The organism is Nocardia sp. NBC_01730, from assembly GCF_035920445.1.
In the GTDB taxonomy this organism is placed as follows: Bacteria; Actinomycetota; Actinomycetes; order Mycobacteriales; family Mycobacteriaceae; genus Nocardia.
The window spans coordinates 1,751,954-1,770,810 of the sequence record NZ_CP109162.1 but is presented as its reverse complement, the minus strand read 5'-3'; the positions used below and the strand labels follow the sequence as shown (position 1 = coordinate 1,770,810).

General features: G+C 65.1%; 21 protein-coding genes and 1 pseudogene. 13 read left to right on the top strand and 9 right to left on the bottom strand.

Annotation, left to right across the window (positions count from 1 at the left end; all coding sequences use genetic code 11):
• Positions 1–383 precede the first annotated feature (383 nt).
• Positions 384–1,226 carry an NAD(P)H-binding protein gene (locus OHB12_RS07255; protein ID WP_327117350.1) on the bottom strand — a complete coding sequence of 281 codons (843 nt, stop codon included), beginning with the start codon at positions 1,224–1,226 and terminating at the stop codon, positions 384–386.
• Positions 1,227–1,324: 98 nt separating this feature from the next.
• On the opposite strand from OHB12_RS07255, the gene OHB12_RS07250 reads away from it, so the two are divergent.
• From OHB12_RS07250 to OHB12_RS07225, 6 genes are all read left to right on the top strand, one after another.
• Positions 1,325–1,774 (top strand): MarR family transcriptional regulator, encoded by a 450-nt coding sequence (locus tag OHB12_RS07250; protein ID WP_327117349.1) that lies wholly within the window; start codon positions 1,325–1,327, stop codon positions 1,772–1,774.
• A 1,607-nt stretch (positions 1,775–3,381) separates the two neighbouring features.
• A complete protein-coding gene (locus OHB12_RS07245) occupies positions 3,382–3,555 on the top strand; it encodes a CsbD family protein (protein WP_442799983.1) in 174 nt (57 codons plus the stop codon).
• 51 nt (positions 3,556–3,606) lie between these two features.
• Positions 3,607–3,762, top strand: a complete 156-nt coding sequence (locus tag OHB12_RS07240; protein ID WP_327120941.1) for a DUF6131 family protein — start codon at positions 3,607–3,609, stop codon at positions 3,760–3,762.
• 199 nt (positions 3,763–3,961) lie between these two features.
• Entirely contained in the window at positions 3,962–4,165 is a 204-nt protein-coding gene (locus tag OHB12_RS07235; protein ID WP_327117348.1) for a hypothetical protein, read from the top strand.
• Between the two features lie 199 nt (positions 4,166–4,364).
• Positions 4,365–5,009, top strand: coding sequence for a sigma-70 family RNA polymerase sigma factor (locus OHB12_RS07230; RefSeq protein ID WP_327117346.1), 645 nt, complete (start codon positions 4,365–4,367; stop codon positions 5,007–5,009).
• Positions 5,006–5,287 (top strand): sigma factor-like helix-turn-helix DNA-binding protein, encoded by a 282-nt coding sequence (locus tag OHB12_RS07225; protein ID WP_327117344.1) that lies wholly within the window; start codon positions 5,006–5,008, stop codon positions 5,285–5,287. Before OHB12_RS07230 ends, OHB12_RS07225 begins: the two co-directional genes overlap by 4 nt.
• A gap of 79 nt (positions 5,288–5,366) precedes the next feature.
• Here OHB12_RS07225 and OHB12_RS07220 read toward each other — a convergent pair whose 3' ends face one another.
• Positions 5,367–6,239 (bottom strand): hypothetical protein, encoded by an 873-nt coding sequence (locus OHB12_RS07220; RefSeq protein WP_327117342.1) that lies wholly within the window; start codon positions 6,237–6,239, stop codon positions 5,367–5,369.
• Here OHB12_RS07220 and OHB12_RS36170 point away from each other — a divergent pair.
• The 5 genes and pseudogenes from OHB12_RS36170 to OHB12_RS07200 form a co-directional block, all read left to right on the top strand.
• Positions 6,183–6,350 (top strand): annotated as a pseudogene (locus OHB12_RS36170) (hypothetical protein); the annotation flags it as partial. The gene OHB12_RS07220 and the pseudogene OHB12_RS36170 sit on opposite strands and share 57 nt — an antisense overlap.
• A 376-nt stretch (positions 6,351–6,726) precedes the next feature.
• The gene (locus tag OHB12_RS07215; RefSeq protein ID WP_327117340.1) at positions 6,727–7,011 is read left to right on the top strand and encodes a DUF6881 domain-containing protein; all 285 of its coding nucleotides are present in this window, start codon (positions 6,727–6,729) and stop codon (positions 7,009–7,011) included.
• Between the two features lie 512 nt (positions 7,012–7,523).
• Positions 7,524–8,264, top strand: a complete 741-nt coding sequence (locus OHB12_RS07210) for a lysophospholipid acyltransferase family protein (RefSeq protein WP_327117338.1) — start codon at positions 7,524–7,526, stop codon at positions 8,262–8,264.
• Positions 8,261–9,010, top strand: a complete 750-nt coding sequence (locus tag OHB12_RS07205) for a PIG-L deacetylase family protein (RefSeq protein ID WP_327117336.1) — start codon at positions 8,261–8,263, stop codon at positions 9,008–9,010. The genes OHB12_RS07210 and OHB12_RS07205 overlap by 4 nt, the downstream gene beginning before the upstream one ends.
• Positions 9,003–10,502: a CocE/NonD family hydrolase gene (locus OHB12_RS07200; protein ID WP_327117334.1), complete on the top strand. Its 1,500-nt coding sequence runs from the start codon at positions 9,003–9,005 to the stop codon at positions 10,500–10,502. The genes OHB12_RS07205 and OHB12_RS07200 overlap by 8 nt, the downstream gene beginning before the upstream one ends.
• Here OHB12_RS07200 and OHB12_RS07195 read toward each other — a convergent pair.
• Both OHB12_RS07195 and OHB12_RS07190 read right to left on the bottom strand, forming a co-directional pair.
• Positions 10,486–11,355: a hypothetical protein gene (locus OHB12_RS07195; protein WP_327117332.1), complete on the bottom strand. Its 870-nt coding sequence runs from the start codon at positions 11,353–11,355 to the stop codon at positions 10,486–10,488. The two genes, OHB12_RS07200 and OHB12_RS07195, sit on opposite strands and share 17 nt — an antisense overlap.
• Positions 11,355–12,452: a glycosyltransferase family 4 protein gene (locus OHB12_RS07190; protein WP_327117329.1), complete on the bottom strand. Its 1,098-nt coding sequence runs from the start codon at positions 12,450–12,452 to the stop codon at positions 11,355–11,357. The genes OHB12_RS07195 and OHB12_RS07190 overlap by 1 nt, the downstream gene beginning before the upstream one ends.
• 112 nt (positions 12,453–12,564) lie before the next feature.
• On the opposite strand from OHB12_RS07190, the gene OHB12_RS07185 reads away from it, so the two are divergent.
• Positions 12,565–13,455 (top strand): alpha/beta fold hydrolase, encoded by an 891-nt coding sequence (locus OHB12_RS07185; protein WP_327117327.1) that lies wholly within the window; start codon positions 12,565–12,567, stop codon positions 13,453–13,455.
• 7 nt (positions 13,456–13,462) lie between these two features.
• Here OHB12_RS07185 and OHB12_RS07180 read toward each other — a convergent pair whose 3' ends face one another.
• Complete coding sequence (locus tag OHB12_RS07180) at positions 13,463–13,918, bottom strand: SDR family NAD(P)-dependent oxidoreductase (RefSeq protein WP_327117325.1); 456 nt, start codon at positions 13,916–13,918, stop codon at positions 13,463–13,465.
• Positions 13,919–14,088: 170 nt separating this feature from the next.
• Between OHB12_RS07180 and OHB12_RS36165 the strand changes: the two genes are divergently transcribed.
• Positions 14,089–14,553, top strand: a complete 465-nt coding sequence (locus tag OHB12_RS36165) for a hypothetical protein (protein WP_442799982.1) — start codon at positions 14,089–14,091, stop codon at positions 14,551–14,553.
• Between the two features lie 138 nt (positions 14,554–14,691).
• On the opposite strand, the gene OHB12_RS07170 is transcribed toward OHB12_RS36165, so the two are convergent.
• From OHB12_RS07170 to OHB12_RS07155, 4 genes are all read right to left on the bottom strand, one after another.
• The gene (locus OHB12_RS07170; RefSeq protein WP_327117323.1) at positions 14,692–15,204 is read right to left on the bottom strand and encodes an ATP-binding protein; all 513 of its coding nucleotides are present in this window, start codon (positions 15,202–15,204) and stop codon (positions 14,692–14,694) included.
• A gap of 717 nt (positions 15,205–15,921) precedes the next feature.
• The gene (locus OHB12_RS07165) at positions 15,922–16,212 is read right to left on the bottom strand and encodes a hypothetical protein (protein WP_327117321.1); all 291 of its coding nucleotides are present in this window, start codon (positions 16,210–16,212) and stop codon (positions 15,922–15,924) included.
• Positions 16,212–17,375: an alanine racemase gene (locus tag OHB12_RS07160; protein WP_327117319.1), complete on the bottom strand. Its 1,164-nt coding sequence runs from the start codon at positions 17,373–17,375 to the stop codon at positions 16,212–16,214. The genes OHB12_RS07165 and OHB12_RS07160 overlap by 1 nt, the downstream gene beginning before the upstream one ends.
• The gene (locus OHB12_RS07155; protein WP_327120937.1) at positions 17,372–18,841 is read right to left on the bottom strand and encodes an IucA/IucC family protein; all 1,470 of its coding nucleotides are present in this window, start codon (positions 18,839–18,841) and stop codon (positions 17,372–17,374) included. The genes OHB12_RS07160 and OHB12_RS07155 overlap by 4 nt, the downstream gene beginning before the upstream one ends.
• Positions 18,842–18,857 lie beyond the last annotated feature (16 nt).

Sequence of the window (18,857 nt, the reverse complement as noted above, 5' to 3'; positions counted from 1 at the left end):
GACGCAAAGTGGTTTCGCGCTCAGACTGGTTTGCCTACTGTTGCCTGGCACGCGTCAGGGGTGGTCGACCGAGAATTCGATCGGGTCACCGACGCCGGTCGGTGACGAGTGGTGGTTGGTAGGCAACAAGAGCGGTGTGGGTCTGTCCCATCCGCCACCGGCCGGCACGGTTCGTGTCCCCCCGGTGCGCAGCGATCTCCGCCAACCATGCTGCCGACGCTAAGGTGTCGCCGAATAGCGGATTCTGTTGCGTCACAGTTGGATTGGGACGAAGTCGGCGGCGGTGCCGGCTGCCGCGGCGGCGGCGAGGCGGGTCAGGTCACGGCGGAAGGCGTCGTGGGTGGCGTACATGATGGTGAAATCGATGGACATGAGCGACCCTTTCAGCGCGTGAAGGCGGCGGTGTGTTCGGCGGCCCAGGTGGCGAAATCGAGGGCGGGGCGGTCGAGTAGCTCGGCGACGGTGCCGGTGGTGGGACCCGGGACGCGGGCGTAATCGGACAGTGAGCCGAGCAGCCGGGCCGGGACCTCGTCGGGCAGGCCCTGCGCCGTCATTGCGGCGTGCACCTGTTCGGGGGTGAGTTCGAGGAACGACAGGTCGCGGCCGGTGATCTCGCCCAGGATGCGGACCTTGTCGTACTGGGTCAGCGACTCCGGGCCGGTCAGCAGGTAGTGGCGGCCGTCGTGGCCGTCCTCGGTCAGCCCGCGGACCGCGACGGCGGCGATATCGCTCTGGTGAATCGGCGAGGTGGCCGCCTTGCCGTACGCGCCGCGCACCACGTCCCCGGCTCGCAATTGCGGTACCCAGGCCAACGTGTTGGCGTCGAAGTCCGCGCAGCGCATGGATGTCCACGCCAGCCCCGATGCCTCGGCCGCGGCCTCCAGTGCCCGGAATCCGGCCATGAACCGCAGCTCCCCGGCGGGGTACTCGACCGTCGACGCCGAGATCACGACCACTCGGCGCGCTCCGTGATCGGCTGCGGTGGAGAGGATTTCCGGTGCCGAGGTGGTCACGGCGCGGGAGCTCAGCAGCACCCCCTCGACGCCGTCCCAGGTCTCGGTGGGAATGCTCGGTACCGAGGGATCGGCCCCTACCACAACGGTTCCCGTCGGCATCTGTGCCTGTCCGGGGTCCCGGGTCACAGCGGTGACGGCCGCACCGGTCCCCCGTAGCTGCGTGACCACTTCCCGGCCGATCGTTCCGGTGGCTCCGATGATGACGAACATGGTCGACCTTCCCTTCTTCCCCGGTGGGCCGCCGATGCGAACCTACCGAATGTCGTAAGATATGAAAGTCATATTATTTAATATGACTTAGAGATGATATGAGTGTCGTAGAAAATGTAGGTGATGCTCGTCACCGTCGACGCCTGGCCATCCGCGTCAAGGACTCGCTGCGCGATGTGCGCAGCCAATTGGCGTTGCTCAACCGGCAGGTCGGCACCCACCTCGACCTCAAGGACATCGACTTCGACTGCCTGGACCTGATCAACAGCCATGGCCCGCTGAGCCCCAGCGCCTTGGCGAAGCAGGCCGGTCGCCATCCCGCGACGCTCATCGAAATCCCGGTCCGCCTGGAACGCGCAGGCCAGATCGTGCGCGAACGCGCCACCGGCGACCGCCGCGCGGTCACCGGCCCGCTCCCGCCCCGAGCGACTCGGCGAGGTCTACGACCTGCTGTCGGGAATGAACGCAGCCGTCGACAACCTGTGCGCCGGGCCGATCTTCAGAGGTTCGCTCAGCAGGCCGTCGGCCATCTCGCATTCCCTTCTTAATTCTGATGAATCTGATCAAGTATGACGAGATAGTCACCCATCATCCATATGATGCTGGGGTCACATCTGACAAATTCGTCATCAGGAGTTTTCGTATGCACGGAGATCTCGCCGGGCGCACGGTCGTCGTCACCGGCGGAACTCGCGGAATCGGTCTCGAGACGGCCCGGCAGGTCGCGGTCGCGTTGCCGTCCTCGACGTGGGCGGTGCGGCCGCGCAGGACGTCGCAATCACTGCCGGTGCACCGAGAATGGCCCGAGGACTCGCTGCCGACGTCCGCGACGCGTTCGCGCTCGGCACCGCCCTGGCCGCAGTTGAGGGCGGGGATGATCCGTTGGCGATGGCCAAACGATTCGAAGTGGTGGTGACAATCTGGGGTTCACGCCTATATCGCAAGGCGCCACTCACCTGCACCTGCGTTTGACCGACGGGCCGCGCACTCGTCGACATTTTCCCTACCCGTTCACCCTCGACGTGCACCTGCGGCCTATCCGGAGATGAGCGCCCGCTATCTGGTTGCGAATCCGAAGGCTGTACGACAGCTTTCCTATTCGTTCGGGGTGCATTCCGCATTCCGATGGCCGATGGCCGATGGCCGATCGCGCGATCAAGACCGATTGCCGGATCGAATTCGGCACACCGCAAACCGCACCCATTCGCCGGGTCGCGCGTGTGTTGTTACAAGCCGGAATTTTCCCCAGCCCGGTCCACAGATCGACATTGCCTCTACACGTCGACTTGTTTATGGACGGCGCTGTCATCTTCGAGTCGATCGGTCTCGGGGGCGAACACCGGGATGCTGGTGCCCTGGCATCCAGCACTGCGCTCGAAGGAGGCAGCGAACTGCGGTATCTGGACCGCGAGGGCAACGGAATCGGTATGTCGTTGAGGGGTTTCGAACAGCTGGCAATTTGGTCACCGACAGACGGCGCCGATCTGCCCTGTATCGAGCCGTGGTTCGGGCTACCGGCTCCGGTTGGGCTCGACGGCGAATATGTGAACAAGCACCATCAGAGCGAGCTCGCCCCAGGAGACCCGGTCCGGTCCTCTTCTGGATCGAGGTTTCGGTGTTGGGGCGTGGTGTGCCCGATCGGTGCCCGGCCTAGTCGGCAGGGTGGTCGTTGGTGGTCACGGGGATGCGGTTTCGTGGCCGCCGAGGCTGCTGCAAACCCCATTCGGAAGAATGACCGTAGGTTACGAGTGTAGCTCTACATCGTTGACATTACGGTCTGGGCGGCGTCTACTTAACGGAACAACCGATCCGAGCTGAGGCTTCGAGGATCGCCATGGTCATCACTGTCAGGCTTGCCGAGTTGGGCATGCTGCAAGTCGGCTCGAGCGTCGCCGCTCGACGCGTGGCAAGCGCAGGTCGCGGGTTCGACGCCGACGGACACGACCTCCACACTGGCTACCCCGCAATGCCGCCGCCACCAGTGCATCCGGCAACGCCGCCAGGCAGGGACCCGAAAGCTGGCCGACATCACGGGGACGCGACTCCGGGCCAGTTGTTCGGTGACAGGTCGGCCGATCTTGGGCCGTTCGACACCCCACGCGGCGACCAATACCGGTAACCGCGCGTCATCTCACTGCAGACAAGGAACGCCGCGATGAGCATCAGAGCAAGATTCGCCCACAAAACTGGAGCCACCAAGGGTGCCGTCAAGAAGTTGTTCGGCCGCGCTACCGGCAACTCACGCCTGAGGCGCGAGGGACGTTTCGATCAGGCCACCGGAAACGTCGAACAGGCAGGCGACAAACTCGGCGACGTATTCAAGCACTGACCCTGCCCCATAACATCCCACATGCTTCTGCACCGAAAGCAGGTACTGCTCGTGATCATTCTCGGAGTCGTTCTCCTCATCGCCGGACTCTTACTCGGCATCCCGCTGCTCGTCACCGCCGGGGTCATCATCGCGCTCATCGGTGTGGTCCTGATGATCGCGGGCATGGCAGGCCACGCCGTCGGCGGCCGACGCCATTACTACTGACCGATCCCCGCGCAGCCGGGCCGAGATCCGCGGCTGCACCGCGATCCGCCTACGCGGCAACCTGACGCAAGGAGAACATGATGCGACACTCCGCTATCAACAACACGATCGAGACAACGTCGATCCACGAGAACCGAACTCGATGCGGCGCTCAGGCAATCACCGCGCCCAACCCGCCGGAATCAGGTCGAGGTGCACGATGAGTCGTCTAGTCCCGTTGCTGGTGCTCGTGTGGTTGATCATCGGTGTCGTCGCCGCCGGTCAACGCGGATACTTCACCGACCGTGACCAGAACTGCGCCAGTGCAGCAACCATCGCGGTCACCGTCATCGCGGGACCGCTGAACTACGCAGGCGTCAACCCCAAAGTGAACAACTGCAACCTGCCCCAACCCAGCTCGTAGCACGACACCACAACGGATGTCCCGGCCCTATCGGTGCCAGCATCCCCGTACCTATGCCAGGCCGAGGCAATCTCGGCCCGGCACCACGTCGCGACCTGGCGACCTCCATCAACCTCGGTCGTCGCTCCCCAACCGTTCATCACTGCGGTTGTCCGGGTATCCAACCACCGCCGATTCAGCTGGATCCGAGGCAGTACCGATGACCGATAAGTCGACACGAACTTCTCCCGCGAGGACTCCACACACGCGCCGCGGCACCGACGACTACGACCACCTCGAACCGTTGTTCGTCCAGCTCGCCGAGCTGGACGTGGGCGACCCGCGCCGAGTTACCTTGCGGGAGGAGCTGATCAGGCGATGCCTGCCACTGGCCGAACACATCGCCCGCAAGTACGCCGGCCGCGGCGAGAACTTCGACGATCTCCTGCAGACCGCCCGGCTGGGGATGGTGGCCGCCGTCGACCGCTTCGACCCCGATGATGGGGCGACGTTCCTGTCTTTCGCGGTACCAACGATCGTCGGCGAGGTCCGCCGCCATTTCCGTGACTACATCTGGGCGGTGCGAGTGCCGCGGCGGCTCGAGGAAGTCCAGCAGAGCGTCGGGCCCACGATCGACATGCTATTCCAGCGACTGGATCGCATGCCCAAAGCCAGCGAGATCGCTGAACATCTCGGCGTCGACGTAGTCGATGTCATCCAGGCAATCATCGCCCACAAGGGCTACCAGACCTCCTCGATCGGCGCGGACGCCGACAACGACAACGACATCGCACCACCGTTGTTGCTGGACGCTCTCGGCGCGAGGAGCCGGACTACCGCAGCGTCGAGGACTGCCTGGCGGTGAAACCCCTGATCGTCGCGCTGCCTGAGCGTGAACGCGAAGTGCTGTTCATGCGGTTCTTCGAATCCCGATACCAAATCCGGATCGCCGAGCACCGCGGCGTCTCCCAGATGTATGTCACAAGCATCCTGGCCAAGACCCTGAACTCGTTGCGCAAGAAAATATTACGCGATCAAGAGCGACTCGACTCGGCGGCTGTGCGCGATTGCACCTTGGTGTATCGGGCCATGGCAAAGCTGATGATGCCCCGGCCGGACACTACGAGGAGGGCCACTTCGTAGGGTTGAGCCCCCAGGGTTGTGAAGGCGCCGTCGAGTCTGGCGGCCTTGTCCGGCTAGGATCGACTCACGGCGAGGACCATCAGCGACCCGACCGCGGCGATGGCCAGCCCTTTCGCGATGTATCCGACCGTGCCCGGCCTTCGCACGAGGTCTCTGGTGGCGCCCTCGAGGTCCGCGAGCAAGTTCTGACTCGCTCTCTCTGTAGACGTGGTAGCCGCCGATCGTGTTGAAGGTCAGCCCGCCTGCGACGAGGGCGATAGCGTCGGCGGTGGTCTGCATCATGCGGGCGGTGCGGCACGAATCCTTCCGCCTCGCCCGGACGGCCCGGGGCCTTCGGCCCATTGGGGTCATACGCGTTGGCTGGCGGCTTGTAGTTCGAATTGAACGTCGCATCACCGGCGATGGACAGGATAGTCAGTCCGGTGATGGTGGCCAGCGCATTTGTAGCCAGTGCTGCCGCGCTGAACTTGATCCCGCTCAACGTCGTGAAGAACGTCCCGACCACGCGTGCGATAGACGTCGCGGCGCTTTCGAGAGCGGGGCCTTCCACGGTCGCGGCCCTAGGATTGCGAATCCACACCAGGGTCACGGCAATTGCGACCGATGCGGCGACGAGGGGCGCCGCCACCTGAGTGTTGATGTCCGAGCGGAGTCCGACGAGCGCTGCATGGTGGCTGGCGGTCGCACCTGCGAGATCGTCGGCCGCCAGCTTGATCTCGCCCGCATTCTTCGAGAGTGTCCTGAGATGGTCGGTCAGGTTCTGAATATCGGGTGCGTCGAACTTGGCCAGCCCATCGGCAACGACCCGCAGCCGAGCTTCCGCTGCGAAGATCGTGTTGTCGTCGGCGAACGCTTTCCACGCATTGCGACACACCGGCAGGTCTACCTGCAAAATGTGTTCCCGCGCAGTCTGGACCGGCTCGATGATCGCCAGCGCGAATTCGTCCGGCACCGATCGTCATTCGACTTCGTCATCTACAACCGGATCACCAATGAGAGCGTCGGCGCCATCGAAGTGGACGGCTTCAGCACCCATGAAGCGAACCCGAAGCAGCTCGACCGCGACGCGTTGAAGAACGAGATCTGCCAGCGCTACGACTTCGAGCTGCTGCGCCTCCGACCACCGGGAGCGGCGAAGCCGCCGAGGTCCGCAGGTTCCTCGACCGGCTGCCCTGAACGCGAACGCAGCCGCACCCCGACGAACGAGAGGTTCCCATGGTCGGCATCAGTGACGCCGACGCGGCCCTCGCCAGCAGCCCTCGGAGCGCTTCCGACGATCCCGGCGAGGTCCGGAGGTGGTCCGAGCTCGACCCGAAGCACCTCGACGTGCTCGTCGCGAAACCTGCTCGCGTCCAGGGGAGACCTGGTGTCTTCGTCGTCCCCAACACTGAGCCCCTCGACCTCTCAGGGCGGATCATCCGGTCGGGAAGGAACTGAGCGTGCGGTACGTGAAAGTCACCTGGCACCACGACTTCGACGACGAGCCCGTCCACTACTTCCACGAAGTCAGCGACGACAACTACGAAACACGCCGAGTCCAAACCTACCGCGACGGCCACGCCGAATGGGCCGACGATACCCACGAAACAGCCACCGCCGGCATCGCCGAGATCCCGATCGCACCCCCCGAAGAGATAGCAAGCCAACCCGAGTTCGAAGCCGAACACATCTCCCAGCAAGAATTCGAACTTCAGTGGGCACGGGCACGAAAGACGCGACCATGAGCCTCTAGCGACGCAGCCCGATGCGACAGCGCTCGAACGTGGATCGTGACCCGGCCGGCGGACCTGCCCGAAGGGCGCCGCTCACGTTGGCAAACTCCTCGCCGCATGCCCGGAAATGACCGATTCAGCCAGCTTGTCAGCGAATTCGCACAGCCGATGACCGAGCGCCGTGGCAACGACCTGGATTCGTGAATGAAGCAGGTCCGCGAGGCTCGGCTGCCGGAACTCGATCCTTTCCTGTTGTGGCATCGACCAGGACCACGACGCCGCGGTCGCTGGCCTCACCCTGCCTTATAGCAACAGCCCCGTCGGAGGCCCCGTTTGCCCTCCGACCAGACCGCCCACCCAACAGACACCCTCGAAAACTACTGGTCGGCGGGGGCAAACCGGGACAGAAGGCCAACTACGGACAATAGTCCGTGGGCAGCCGTCCGTATCTTGTAGGTTCATTGCGTTCCGGAAGCGAGGTACCGAGCGAAGATTTCGGGACCGACACGCTAGATTGTCGCGGTATGGGTGATGTCATCTATCCCGCAGTGATTCTTGCCGTCAGGGCGGCGTCGCGGGCGCTGGGGCTGCGGATCCGAATCCGTGGCGACGTGAACATCCCCGCGGCGGGCGGCGCGGTGATCGTCGCCAATCATGTGTCCTATCTCGACCCGTTCGCAGTCGCCTTGGGCGCATCCGGGCGCAGCGTGCGGTTCCTGGCGCTGCAGGAGTTGTTCGACCACCGGGTGTACGGGCCGATGATGCGCGGCCTGCGACAGATTCCGGTCCGGCCCGAGCGGGGAGGCGCGGCATATGACGCAGCCGCGGACGCACTGAAGTCCGGCGAGGTCGTTGGCGTGTTCGCTGAGGCCACTATTGCCCAGTCGTTCACCGTCCAGCGGCTGCGGACCGGCGCGGTGCGGCTGGCGGGCGCGGCCGGCGTGCCGTTGATCCCTGTGGCGGTGTGGGGAACGCACCGGTTGTGGACCAAGGACCGGCGCGAGCTGATACAGCCGCTGCTGCCCATCACCGTCCTCATCGGCGAACCGCTGCGCCCGACACTCCACGACGACCCCGCGGAGGTCACCGAGCAGCTGCGCGTGTATATGCAGGCACTGCTGGACTGTGCACAACGCGAGTACCCGTGCTCTGGTACCGAGAAGTGGTGGCAGCCTGAGCATCTCGGAGGAACCGCACCCGGCCCAGAGGAGGCCGCGGCGCGGGACGCCAAGGAGAACGCTACGCGCCGCGGGCAGGTCTCGTGAGCTCGACCTGCGTGTTCCTGCATGCCCATCCGGACGACGAGTCCTTGTTGACTGCGGGCACGATGGCGCGCCTGGCCGCCGAGGGCCATCGGGTCGTCCTGGTGGTCGCCACAGACGGTGAAGCGGGACTCACGGATTCGCCTGCCGGGACCGAACTCGGTGCGCGACGGCGACGGGAAACGATGGACTCGGCGGCCGCCCTCGGCTGCGCTCGGGTGGAGTTCCTCGGCTACGGCGATTCCGGATCGGATGGTGCCGTACCGGACTCGTTCTCCGCTACGCCGGTCGAGCAGGCTGCGGAGCGGATTGCCGCACTGCTGGTCGAGGAGCGCGCCGAGCTGGTCACGTCCTACGACCCGGCGGGGGGCTATGGGCATCCCGACCATGTTCATCTGCATCACGTGGGTTCGCTCGCGGCACGGATCGCGGGCACCCCGGTACTGCTGGAAGCCACCGTCGACCGCGACATGCTGTTGCGGGCGATCCGGATCGCCGCCCTGTTTCGCCTGACACCGACCGGGCTGACGCCGGACCGGCTCGCCAGCAGCTACTCGCCCGGCAGCGCGATCACTCACCGGGTGAACGTACGCTGCTACGCAGCAGGCAAGCGGGCGAGCATGGCCGCGCACGCCAGCCAGGCAGCTGGCGGTGACGGAGTGCGCACGTTGGCCGCTCTGCTGCGGTTGCCGCAGCCGGTGTTCCGATGGGTACTCGGCACGGAATGGTTTGTGCGGCGCGATGTTTGACATTCGTATCGAACGCGATCTGTCCATCCCGATGGCTGACGGCACCCTCTTGCTCGCCGATCTCTACCTGCCCGCCAACAGCCCGGCACAGGCGACAATCCTGGTTCGGTCGCCGATGGGCCGCCGCCCGATGGGCATCCTCTACGGCTGCTACTTCGCTCGACACGGTTTCCAGGTCGTCGTGCAGGACGGCAGATCCTGCGACGAGGTGTTGCCTTTGAGTACTGAGCGCGAGGACGGCCTTGCCACGGTGGCGTGGCTGCGCGCACAACCCTGGTTCCATGGGCCTCTCGCGTTGCACGGCATGAGCGCGATGGGGTTCGCACACTGGGCTATTACGGCCGACGTGACCGAATTACGCGCGATGTCAGTGCATGTGGCGGCGTCGTCGATCGCCGACACGATCTTTACCGGCGGGTCGACCGCGCTGGAGTCGGTGCTCATCTGGTGCTCCAACCACAGCTTCACCACCGCACTGTTGGCGCCCAGGCGGGCGCGTCGGGCCATTGCGTCCGGTCGGCCCGCGGCCGAACTCGACGTGGCGACCGGAGGTAGAACGGTGCCGTTCTACCAAGCCGTCATCGCCGACGAAGGGCCGGGCAGCCCGCTGCGAGCAGGATTGGATCACAGCCATGTGCCTCGATCCGGCGTCGCGGCATCGGTGCATCTGGTCGGCGGATGGTACGACATCTTCCTGCCCGGTCTGATTCGCGACTTTCTCGCGCTGCGGGCGGCGGGCGGCACCCCACACCTGACGGTCGGGCCGTGGGGGCACTATCACCCACAGCTGTTTCTCACCGCGAACCGCGAAGCACGGCAATGGTTCCGGGCGCATCTGTGCGGTGACCGCACGGGTTTGCGGGAGCTTCCTATCCGGCTGTTCGTCACGGGTGCACGGCAATGGCGCGACTACGCCAACTGGCCCCCACCCGGAACCCGCCCGGTCCCATGGTTCTTGCACACGGCCGGTCGACTGGCCCGAAATGGCCCCGACGAGTCTGGCCGTGACTGCTATCGCTACGACCCCGCCGACGCAACCCCGGCACCGCGAGGGCCGGTGATCGTCGGCCATTCTCGACCCGAGGACTGCCGCAGGATCGAGACTCGCTCAGACCTGCTGACCTACACCAGCGAACCGCTGAGCGAGCCGGTGGAGGTGATCGGCACCGCGACGGCCCGGCTGTATTTCCACAGCAGTCCGCCGACGGGCGCAGACTTCGTGGTGCGGCTGTGCGATGTGCATCCCAACGGTCGCTCGTACAACATCTGTGAGGGCGTGCGCCGGGTCGGTCTCGAGACAACGGGCAGGATCGAGGTCGAATTGTGGCCGACAGCCCACCAATTCGCTGCAGGCCATCGACTCCGAGTGCATGTCTGTGGTGCCGCGGTGCCCCGCTTTGCTCGCCACCGCGAGGTCGTGGAGCAGGAGATTTTCCACGACCCGCGCAGACCGAGCGCGGTGGTGCTGCCGATCGTCACCACCATGTCTTGAACGTCTCGAACGCTACCGCCTCGTTGTGGCCGGAGCGATTCACCGTGTGATGCAACGCTCCCACGAACGCACCGGTGGACTCGAGTGGCGTGCCGCTCACGGGTACCACGAGCCGCGACACTCGCCGCCGGGCCAGATGCGCGGAGATCCACACATCATCCTGCCACCGCACCTCGTCGGGCCAACCTTCGAATTCATGCACAGCCTCGTCCAGCGATCCGGGCGGAATCAGATATCCCCACATGCCCATCAACACGTCGACCGGGACGTGCTCGAGCACTGCCGTCCCGCAAACATGCCCGAGATACCTTGGGTCACAACCGAACCGGACATACTGGCCGCGCAATCCCAGCGCTGCGGTCGGAACCTGGCGATGGGCGGCGAGCAGGTCCTCGAGGAACGTCTCAGGGTAGATCGCATCGTCGTCGACGACCACCAGCACCGCGTTCGGCTCCGCCCGCAGCGCGGGCAGCAACTTCGTCGCCGGACCTTCGTCCTCGCACCGCACAATGTCCACCCCGGCGGGCAGCGAAGGCGGGTCGGGGTAGGCAACCCCCGACCGGAGCGAATGCCGCGGCCAGGCCAGCAGCAGCCGATCGGCAGGGACGGTCTGGTCCAGAAGGCTGCGCAGGACCGGGCGCAGGTGCCTGCGTCGTTGCGGCACGGTCGACAGTGTCACGACGACGCGTTCGGCACGCGCGGGCACCATCCGCGGAGCCGGGTCGCGCCGCAGTAGCCGGGCCGCCCTGGTCACGTCGCGAGTCAGGCCGGCAACGGTGGCGTTGCCGAACCGTTTGCGCAGATGATCAACGTTGCTCAAAGAGATCCGGGCAACATGCACGGGCGAAATCATCAGGCGGCCCTCTCCGCCGCCGTCGCGCGGGACATGCACGCTCGACGTTCCGCCTCGTCATAGCAATGGCGAAGCCGATTCAGCACGACCGGCCAACTGTGTTTCGACGGTGCCACCGTGCGGTTGTGTGCGGCCACCCGGTGGTGCAGCTGTATGTCGCGCCCGAGCTGTACCAAGGCCGTCACCAGCTCGGCTGCCGTGTCGCCCAACAAACCCTCGCGGCCGTGCTCGACGAAATCGGCCACCCCTGTACCGGATCGGGCGACCACCGGCAGCCCCGCGGTGCGCGCTTCCAATGTGGCCAGACCGAACGCTTCGCGACTGGTCACGTTCAGGTAGACATCCGCGGTGGACAAGATGTCACGAATGGTGTGCTGATCCTGGACCCCGACCAGATGCACCCACCCAGTCATGCCATGTCGATGCAGGTACCGCCGCATCGCGTCCGTCCGTGGACCGGCGCCGACAACGGTGGCCTGCACTGCGACCTCGCCATCGAGCCGTTGCTGCGCCATCCGAAGGACTTTCAGCAGGATCAGCGGTTGCCGACGAATCACCAACCGTCCGACAGAGACAACATGTAGTTCTCCCGATAGGCGAGAGGTGTTCTGCTGCAATGCCAGTGAGACGCCATTGGGAACAACGACTGTCGCGGTCCCGGGCAACGCGCGGGCGACCTGGTCGGCGACCACTGTGCTCACCGCAGTCAGCACGAACCGGCGTCGCCAGTCACCGGCCCTTCCGATCAGGCTATAACACGCCCGCACCGGCGCGTCCCACATGCTGTGCACCGTCATCACGGTCGGAATCCGGAGCAGCCCCAACTGTCTCACGGAGCGCAACGCGAACGGTGAATAGACGCTCAGATGCACATGCGCCACCTGCGGTCGCAGGCGCAGCAACAACGAACGCAGGTGCCCAGCCCGAGTGATGCGATGCACCCGGTACGGCAGTGCCACATCGTCGTTGGTCCCGCTGGTCACAGTGATCACATGGACTTCCTCGCCCGCAGCTGTTTGGGCGCGCGCCAGCTGCTCGACCTGAACCTCGATGCCGCCGACGCGGGGAGCGAAGACATCAGTAAGGTGCACGATCACGCGCTAACCCCCTCGATTGGATCCAACGCACCCACTGAGTGCTGATCACGAATTATAGCGAGGATAAATTACAATGATCACGCTTATGCATCACTGAGGCAAAGGTGGGGGCATGAACGAAACTCGGGTACTCGCCGACGATGGCACCGGACTGCATGTCGAGCTCGACGGCGATCGCGACGCCGGGCGAGTCATCATCTTCGTCAGCGGGATCAACACTGCACTTGTCTACTGGAGTCGGCAGCGCAAGACACTCGCGGATCTGGGCATGATCGTCCTATTCGACCATCGCGGTCACGGCCGCTCCGACGAATCCCCGGTCGACTACGCTACCGTCAGCCAACTCGGCCTCGACATCGCCGCGATCATCGACTCCGTCGCGCCCGATCGACCGGTGGTTCTGGTCGCGCATTCGTTGGGAGGTATGGCCGTGTGTGCCTTGGCGGCGCATCGACCCGAACTGTTCGGCACCCGCATCGTGGGCGTCGCATTGTTGGACACCGTCCCCTCCCGATGGGGCGAAATCGCGTTGCGGCTGCCCGGTTTCGCGACCCGTGTGTTGGTCCGAGCGCTCTGGTGGGTGGTACCACCGCTGCGCCAGCTGCTCACCGATACCAGCGAGCGACGACATCCGACATACGACTCGAGCAGCCAGGCGGGCACCGGTCCGCGTACACGGACCGCGCACATCTACCGCGCGCGCCGACTCGTCACATCCTTGCGAACCATGAGTCTGCTGGCATTGATCGCCGACACCGCCCTGTGCGACCACAGCGCAGGGTTGGCCACGCTCGGGACCACTCCCGTGTTGGTGGTTGCGGGCGATGATGATCGATTCATTCCTCTTCGGCACAAAACCCGTGCTGCCGCGAGCATTTCGGGTGCACAGCTCGTAATCATCCCCGGCGCAGGACATCTGAGTTCGATCAAGAATCCCGAAGAGGTCGACCGGCACCTGCGTACGTTCATCATGAGTCTGGATCTCGCAAAGTGTCGGGCATGAAAACCGCCTATTTCGTCCTTGGTCCGGAGAGCAGCGGGACGCGCATGGTGGGGTGCCGGTAAGAATCCAGCAGCCGTGCAATCGACGCGACGACGGCACGCGGATGCTGCGGAGGATCCTGGAACTGCAAGCTGTTTCCACCGTCGATGACCTCTTGGCGCAACATCGGGGTGTCGGTCGCTGAAGGCATGACAGATCCGACGTGAATTCCCCTGGCCTTCAGGTCGAGTCCGATCGCCAGCATCGCGCCGCGCAACCCGAATTTCGACGCCGTGTAGATCGGTGTTTCGCCGAGCGGGAAGATCGCGCCCGCCGACACATTCGTCACCACTCGAGGATCCTCCGATTGACGAAGCAGCGGGATCGCCAGCCGGGTCAATGCGAGTGGCGCCACTGTGTTGCGCCGAATTTCCAGCTCGATGCTTTCCACACTGCGTGTGTCGAAACGTTTGCTACTCGTCATGCCCCGCGTTGTTCACGAGCATATCGATTCGCGCATACTGCTGCCACCGGCACCGCCGGTGACCACGAACACTCGATCGCGATAGTCGAACTCGGACATGACGTCCTTACCTTCTTGTGAGTCGGCCGAGTCGTTGGCCGCGAGCTTCGCATCACCCAGAGACGACGGGTATGGCTTTCATCGCGTTGCTGAGATTCATGGCCGAAGGAGATCGACCACCCGGCGTCCGCGACGACTCGACCGCTGATCGAGAATTTCTGCTATCCGGATTCCGGCCGAGTCGGGGTTCGCTCGGCGAACGCGTCGGCCGACGAGAAGTCGAAATCGCCGTAGTCGCTGCCGAGTCCTTGTGCGACGAGTGCGGCCGCGGCGTTGCCGAGGACCGCGGCGGCGCGCGGTGTGCGGCCGATGGCCGTGGCGTAGACGAATCCGGCGGAGAATGCGTCACCGCAGCCAGTAGTGTCGACCGCGAAGGCCAGGACACGGTCTGTGCCTTCGGGGGTGGCGATGATCGCACCCTCTGCGCCCAGTGTGACGGCGAGCAGTCCCGCGCCCGCGTCGAGCGGGATCCGGCAGCCCTCGGCGATGTCGGCGGCTTCATATCAACGAGGATGATGTCGAAGGCGTGTGTATAAACCATATTTCCAGCGCGGCCTGCCCGTCGGCGACGAAATGAATTCGTGCGCCAGCTTTCTGCAGCGGCCGGCACAGTGTGCGAGCCACGTCACTCTGATCGTCGGCTACGAGGACAAGGATGCCGGCCAGCCGCTGGTTCATGGGAGCTCCGATGTGGTCGCCATGGCTACCGGCAAGGCAATTGGCCATGCGGTGCCGGACGCCGTAGGCGCGGCGTGGAATTGTCCGCCGACTCTGGACAGCAGTGAACGAACCCCCAGCAGGCCAAGTCCGTTTCCCCCGGGTTTAGTGCTACCGATACGCTGCCCCGAGTTCAATGCGGTGACGACATCAGGCGGCACGCCCGGTCCGCTGTCCATGATCTCGACAACAGCTTCATACTTGTCAGCAGTCCAAGCCAGCGCGATCGAACCTCCTTGCGGCAGCGCCTCGATCGCGTTGGTCATGAGGTTGTCCAGTACCGCGGCCAGTGCGGGTACGTCGATCGCGACGCGAACTGCGGTACGGGCTTCCGGCACCGACAGTGAGATGTTGGCCGGCAATCGGGGGAGTGCGGCAGCGGCGTACTGCCGGAGGAAGGCGCCCAGTTCGACGCTGTCTGAGTTGGCCGGCATCAGCAGGGAGGTCGCGGCGCCGTGCCGCGAGTGCATGCGCCTCATCGAGGTGGCGGCTCGCAGCGAGCTGTTGTTCCAGGCGGCCAGTTCGGCTTTCGGCAGATTGCGATATAGCAAGCCGAGTGGCGACGAGCTGATTCTTCAGATCATGGAGCAGATCGGCGACAGCGGCCCGATACGGCTCCGGGCGGGGGCGTCGTGCAGCTATCACGGCTCGAGTGGTGGGGCCTGGCTCACCGGGGGCCTCCGGTGCCGTGATGGTGACGTCGATCGTGCGCTCCTCGATGTGTATCGACACTGCGCTGCTCACGCTGGACCGCAGTTGCCACATGCTGGTCGAAGCGGTCCTGTCCAGGGGCGGGTTGCCGAGAAGCGCAGGCGAAGTGGTCTGGTAGCGAGAATGTCCACCGACGCGTCGTCATCGGGGCCCAGCACTGCGGATAGCGCAGCGTCGACTACTGCCTGTTCTCGGCCGGTTAGCTGGATGTCCGGGGGAGTCATCGGTGCCTGTGCCCGACTGCGGTGCACAATCCGCCAATCGCGCACCCAGATCGCCGCCTGGGCCGTCGAGCAGAGCCGGCCTGCGCACAGTTGAGGGTGCAGCTTCCGCTGCCTCGGTCTCTATCAGCCGAGGTGGGTGATTGGATTCGCCATAGATCCCCTCGTGACGGAATCGATTTCAAGTTAATCGCACGGCCCGCCTCGGCATCGTTCGAATGTGCATGAAGGTTCGACTTTTCGAGCCCGGTTCGGTCACAGCCCGAGATCGTTGTCGCGGTGCGGCTCGATGGGCTCGAATGGATCGGGGGTGTAGTCTATGGACTGGTCGTCGGGGCTGGTGAGTTGTTGGCGGAGTTGTTGTTCGGCGGCTGCTTGGGGTGGGGTGAGGTGTTCGCGGCGTCGCTGTTCGGTTGTCAGTTCGTCATTGATGCGATGGTGCGCTTCGCGTTCGGCGGCTTCGCACCACTCCTCGATGTGTGGATGGTCGAGATGGTGAGCCCATCCTGCAGACTGCGGGCTGGCCTGCCGTCTGGTGCGGGACACTAGAACACGATCATGTCCGGCTGATCATGGCTGAGGAAGTCGTGGTGCGAGATCTCCCAGGCGTACGCGCCTGCGCGCGGAAAGACGAGAATGTCACCCACTCGCAGTCGGCGAACGTAGGCGTCGCGAGCCAGAATGTCTCTGGGCGTGCACAATTCGCCCGCGACGGTGATGATGTCGTCGATGACACCCGGCCTGGCGAATGGGTACGACCACTCCTGGACCGGAAGCACAGTGAACGGATGGCTGTATCCCCAGGCTGCGGGGAGCCGGAAATGGTGTGTTCCGCCGCGCAGTATCGCGTACCAGTGACCGTGGGTGCGTTTGAGGTCGAGTACCTCGGCGGCATACCAGCCCGCATCGGCGGCGATCATGCGTCCGAGCTCGAACAGCACACGGATACCGGGTGGCAACGGTGGCACCCGGGCGGCGAACTCGGAAAGGTCCAGGTCGGCGCCGCCGGGATAGTCGATACCCATGCCGCCGCCGACGTTCACCACCCCCAGATCGATTCCGAGGCGGGTGGCAGTTGCGTTCGACCAATCCAGCGCCGCGGCGACGAATTCCGCGTGCGCTGCGGCGTCGAGGTTGTTGCTGACCGCATGCAGATGGAATCCGATGAGTCGGATGCCGGGCAGTTGCCGCACGGTGGAAACCACCTGCGGCAGCAACTCCTCATCGATCCCGAAAGCCGTAGGGGCGCCGGTCATGTGATGAGTGCCGAGTGGTGGTGGGCCGGCGCGATTGACCCGCAGCGTGATCGGTACCGGGTCCCCGGTGTTCGGGTTCGTTCGTTCGGCGAGGCGCAGCAGTTCGAGTCGGCTCTCGACGTTTATCGTCGCCCCGGCCGCGACCGCGGCGGCGAGTTCGGCATCGGTCTTTCCAGGACCGGAGAACACCAGCCGATGGGCCCCAGCTGCAGCGGCCTTGCGAATTTCACCCCCGGAAGCGATGTCCATGCCGTCGGTCACCGGCGCCAGCGTCTCGAGCACGGCCGGGTGACTGTTGGCCTTGACGGCGTAGTACAGCTCTGCACCGGAAGGCAGGGCGGCACGGATCTCGGCGACCCGGTGCCGCAGCCGTGCGGTGTCATAGACATACGCACACACCGGGCGGTCAAGTGAGCGCAGTGCCCGCACGACGCAGGATGGAAGAGTGCTCATATATCCGCGAGCGGGTTCCGTACGCTGCACCACAGGAATTCGTCCGGGTCCGCTGCCAGTCGCATGGCTGTGGTCGCCTTCGTCGGGAGCCTGTCGGCGAAAAGCACCTGGTGTTCTGGGCCTGCGGGCCAGGTGTTGCGCAGCACCTCGGCTGCTGCGGCCCACAGCCGATCCGATGCGAACCCGCAGTCCTCGCAGGCTGTGATGAGTGTGGCCAGTGTGCCGCTGACGAACGCTGACAGCAACGTCGCACGCGTTTCGTCCGGATCGGAAGATCGCACGGACCCCTGCGTCCGGGGTACGCCGCTGCGGGCGGCCACTGCCGTATCGACCCGGATGCCGCCGAGATCGCGGTAGATAAGGCGCACGGGCCGTCCGTCCCGAAGTACGACCAGTAGGTTCTGGCCGTGTGCTTCCAGCGCGATGCCGTAGCGGGCGAGCACCGCCCCGAGGCAACGAGCGGCCAGGGCTGCCACCGTAGTGACAAATTGTGCTGCCGCGGTGGGGTTGTCGGCGTATCCGAGGGTGAGCGCTTCGGCCAGCACGGGCATACCGGTGCGCGGATCGACCGCCGCGAGCGCGCCGACCGGGATAGCCAGCTCGCCCGGCCCGGTGCGCGGCGGCCGTCGCAACAGCACAGCGATATCCGCACTGAGTCCGGCATCCGATCGCAATGCGCCCGCGGCGGGCTCGGCGAGCACTGTCATCCCGGGCAGATCCAGGCGTGACAACCACCGGCTCAGGGTCGGCCCGTTGTGGACGTTCTCGGCGGTGATATTCCTTATGGCACTGGTCAATTGGGCGGTGAGCGCTGTCTTGACATGGAGCTCGCCGCCAATTGGCGCGAGCGTGCGCACCGACATCAGCGGCCGTGCGGGCATGCTGACGGCACGAGCACGCAGCCCGCAACCGGTGAGATCGAGCCGGGCGACCTGCCACGGGTGCAAGGGCACCAGAATCCGATCGCCTGCACGGAGGTGGCGGGGCCACTCACCCACCGTGTGCCAACGCGGCGCGGGGACTTCGACCACGACCAGATCGACGATCGGACGGTGCTCCGGGGCGTACGCACGTACCTCCGAGGCAGAGAATCCGCTTCGGCTACGACAACACGGGTGAGTCGGATGGCCCTCCACCACAGTCTGTTCCAGATACGCGGAGCCGTCGAACCCGGGATCGGCAGCACGCCGTGCAGACACCCACGACAGCGCGCCCCCGCAATGCGGTGAGGCCCTTGAAACTGCCCGCGCGGACGCCAGGTTGGCTGCACTGTTCTCCAATTCAGATGCCAACCGCGCGATTCGGTCCAGTGGAACGGGTAATCGCAACCCTCGCAGAAGGTCAGAGGCGCGGATGATACGTTCTCCCCCCACGAACACCGCGAGACCTACGACCCCCTTCGCGTGCGGTGCAGCCGCCCCCGCCGGCCCGCGAAGCCACCGTCCGTCGTCGAGTCGCACCCGCATCATCCCACCAACCTGA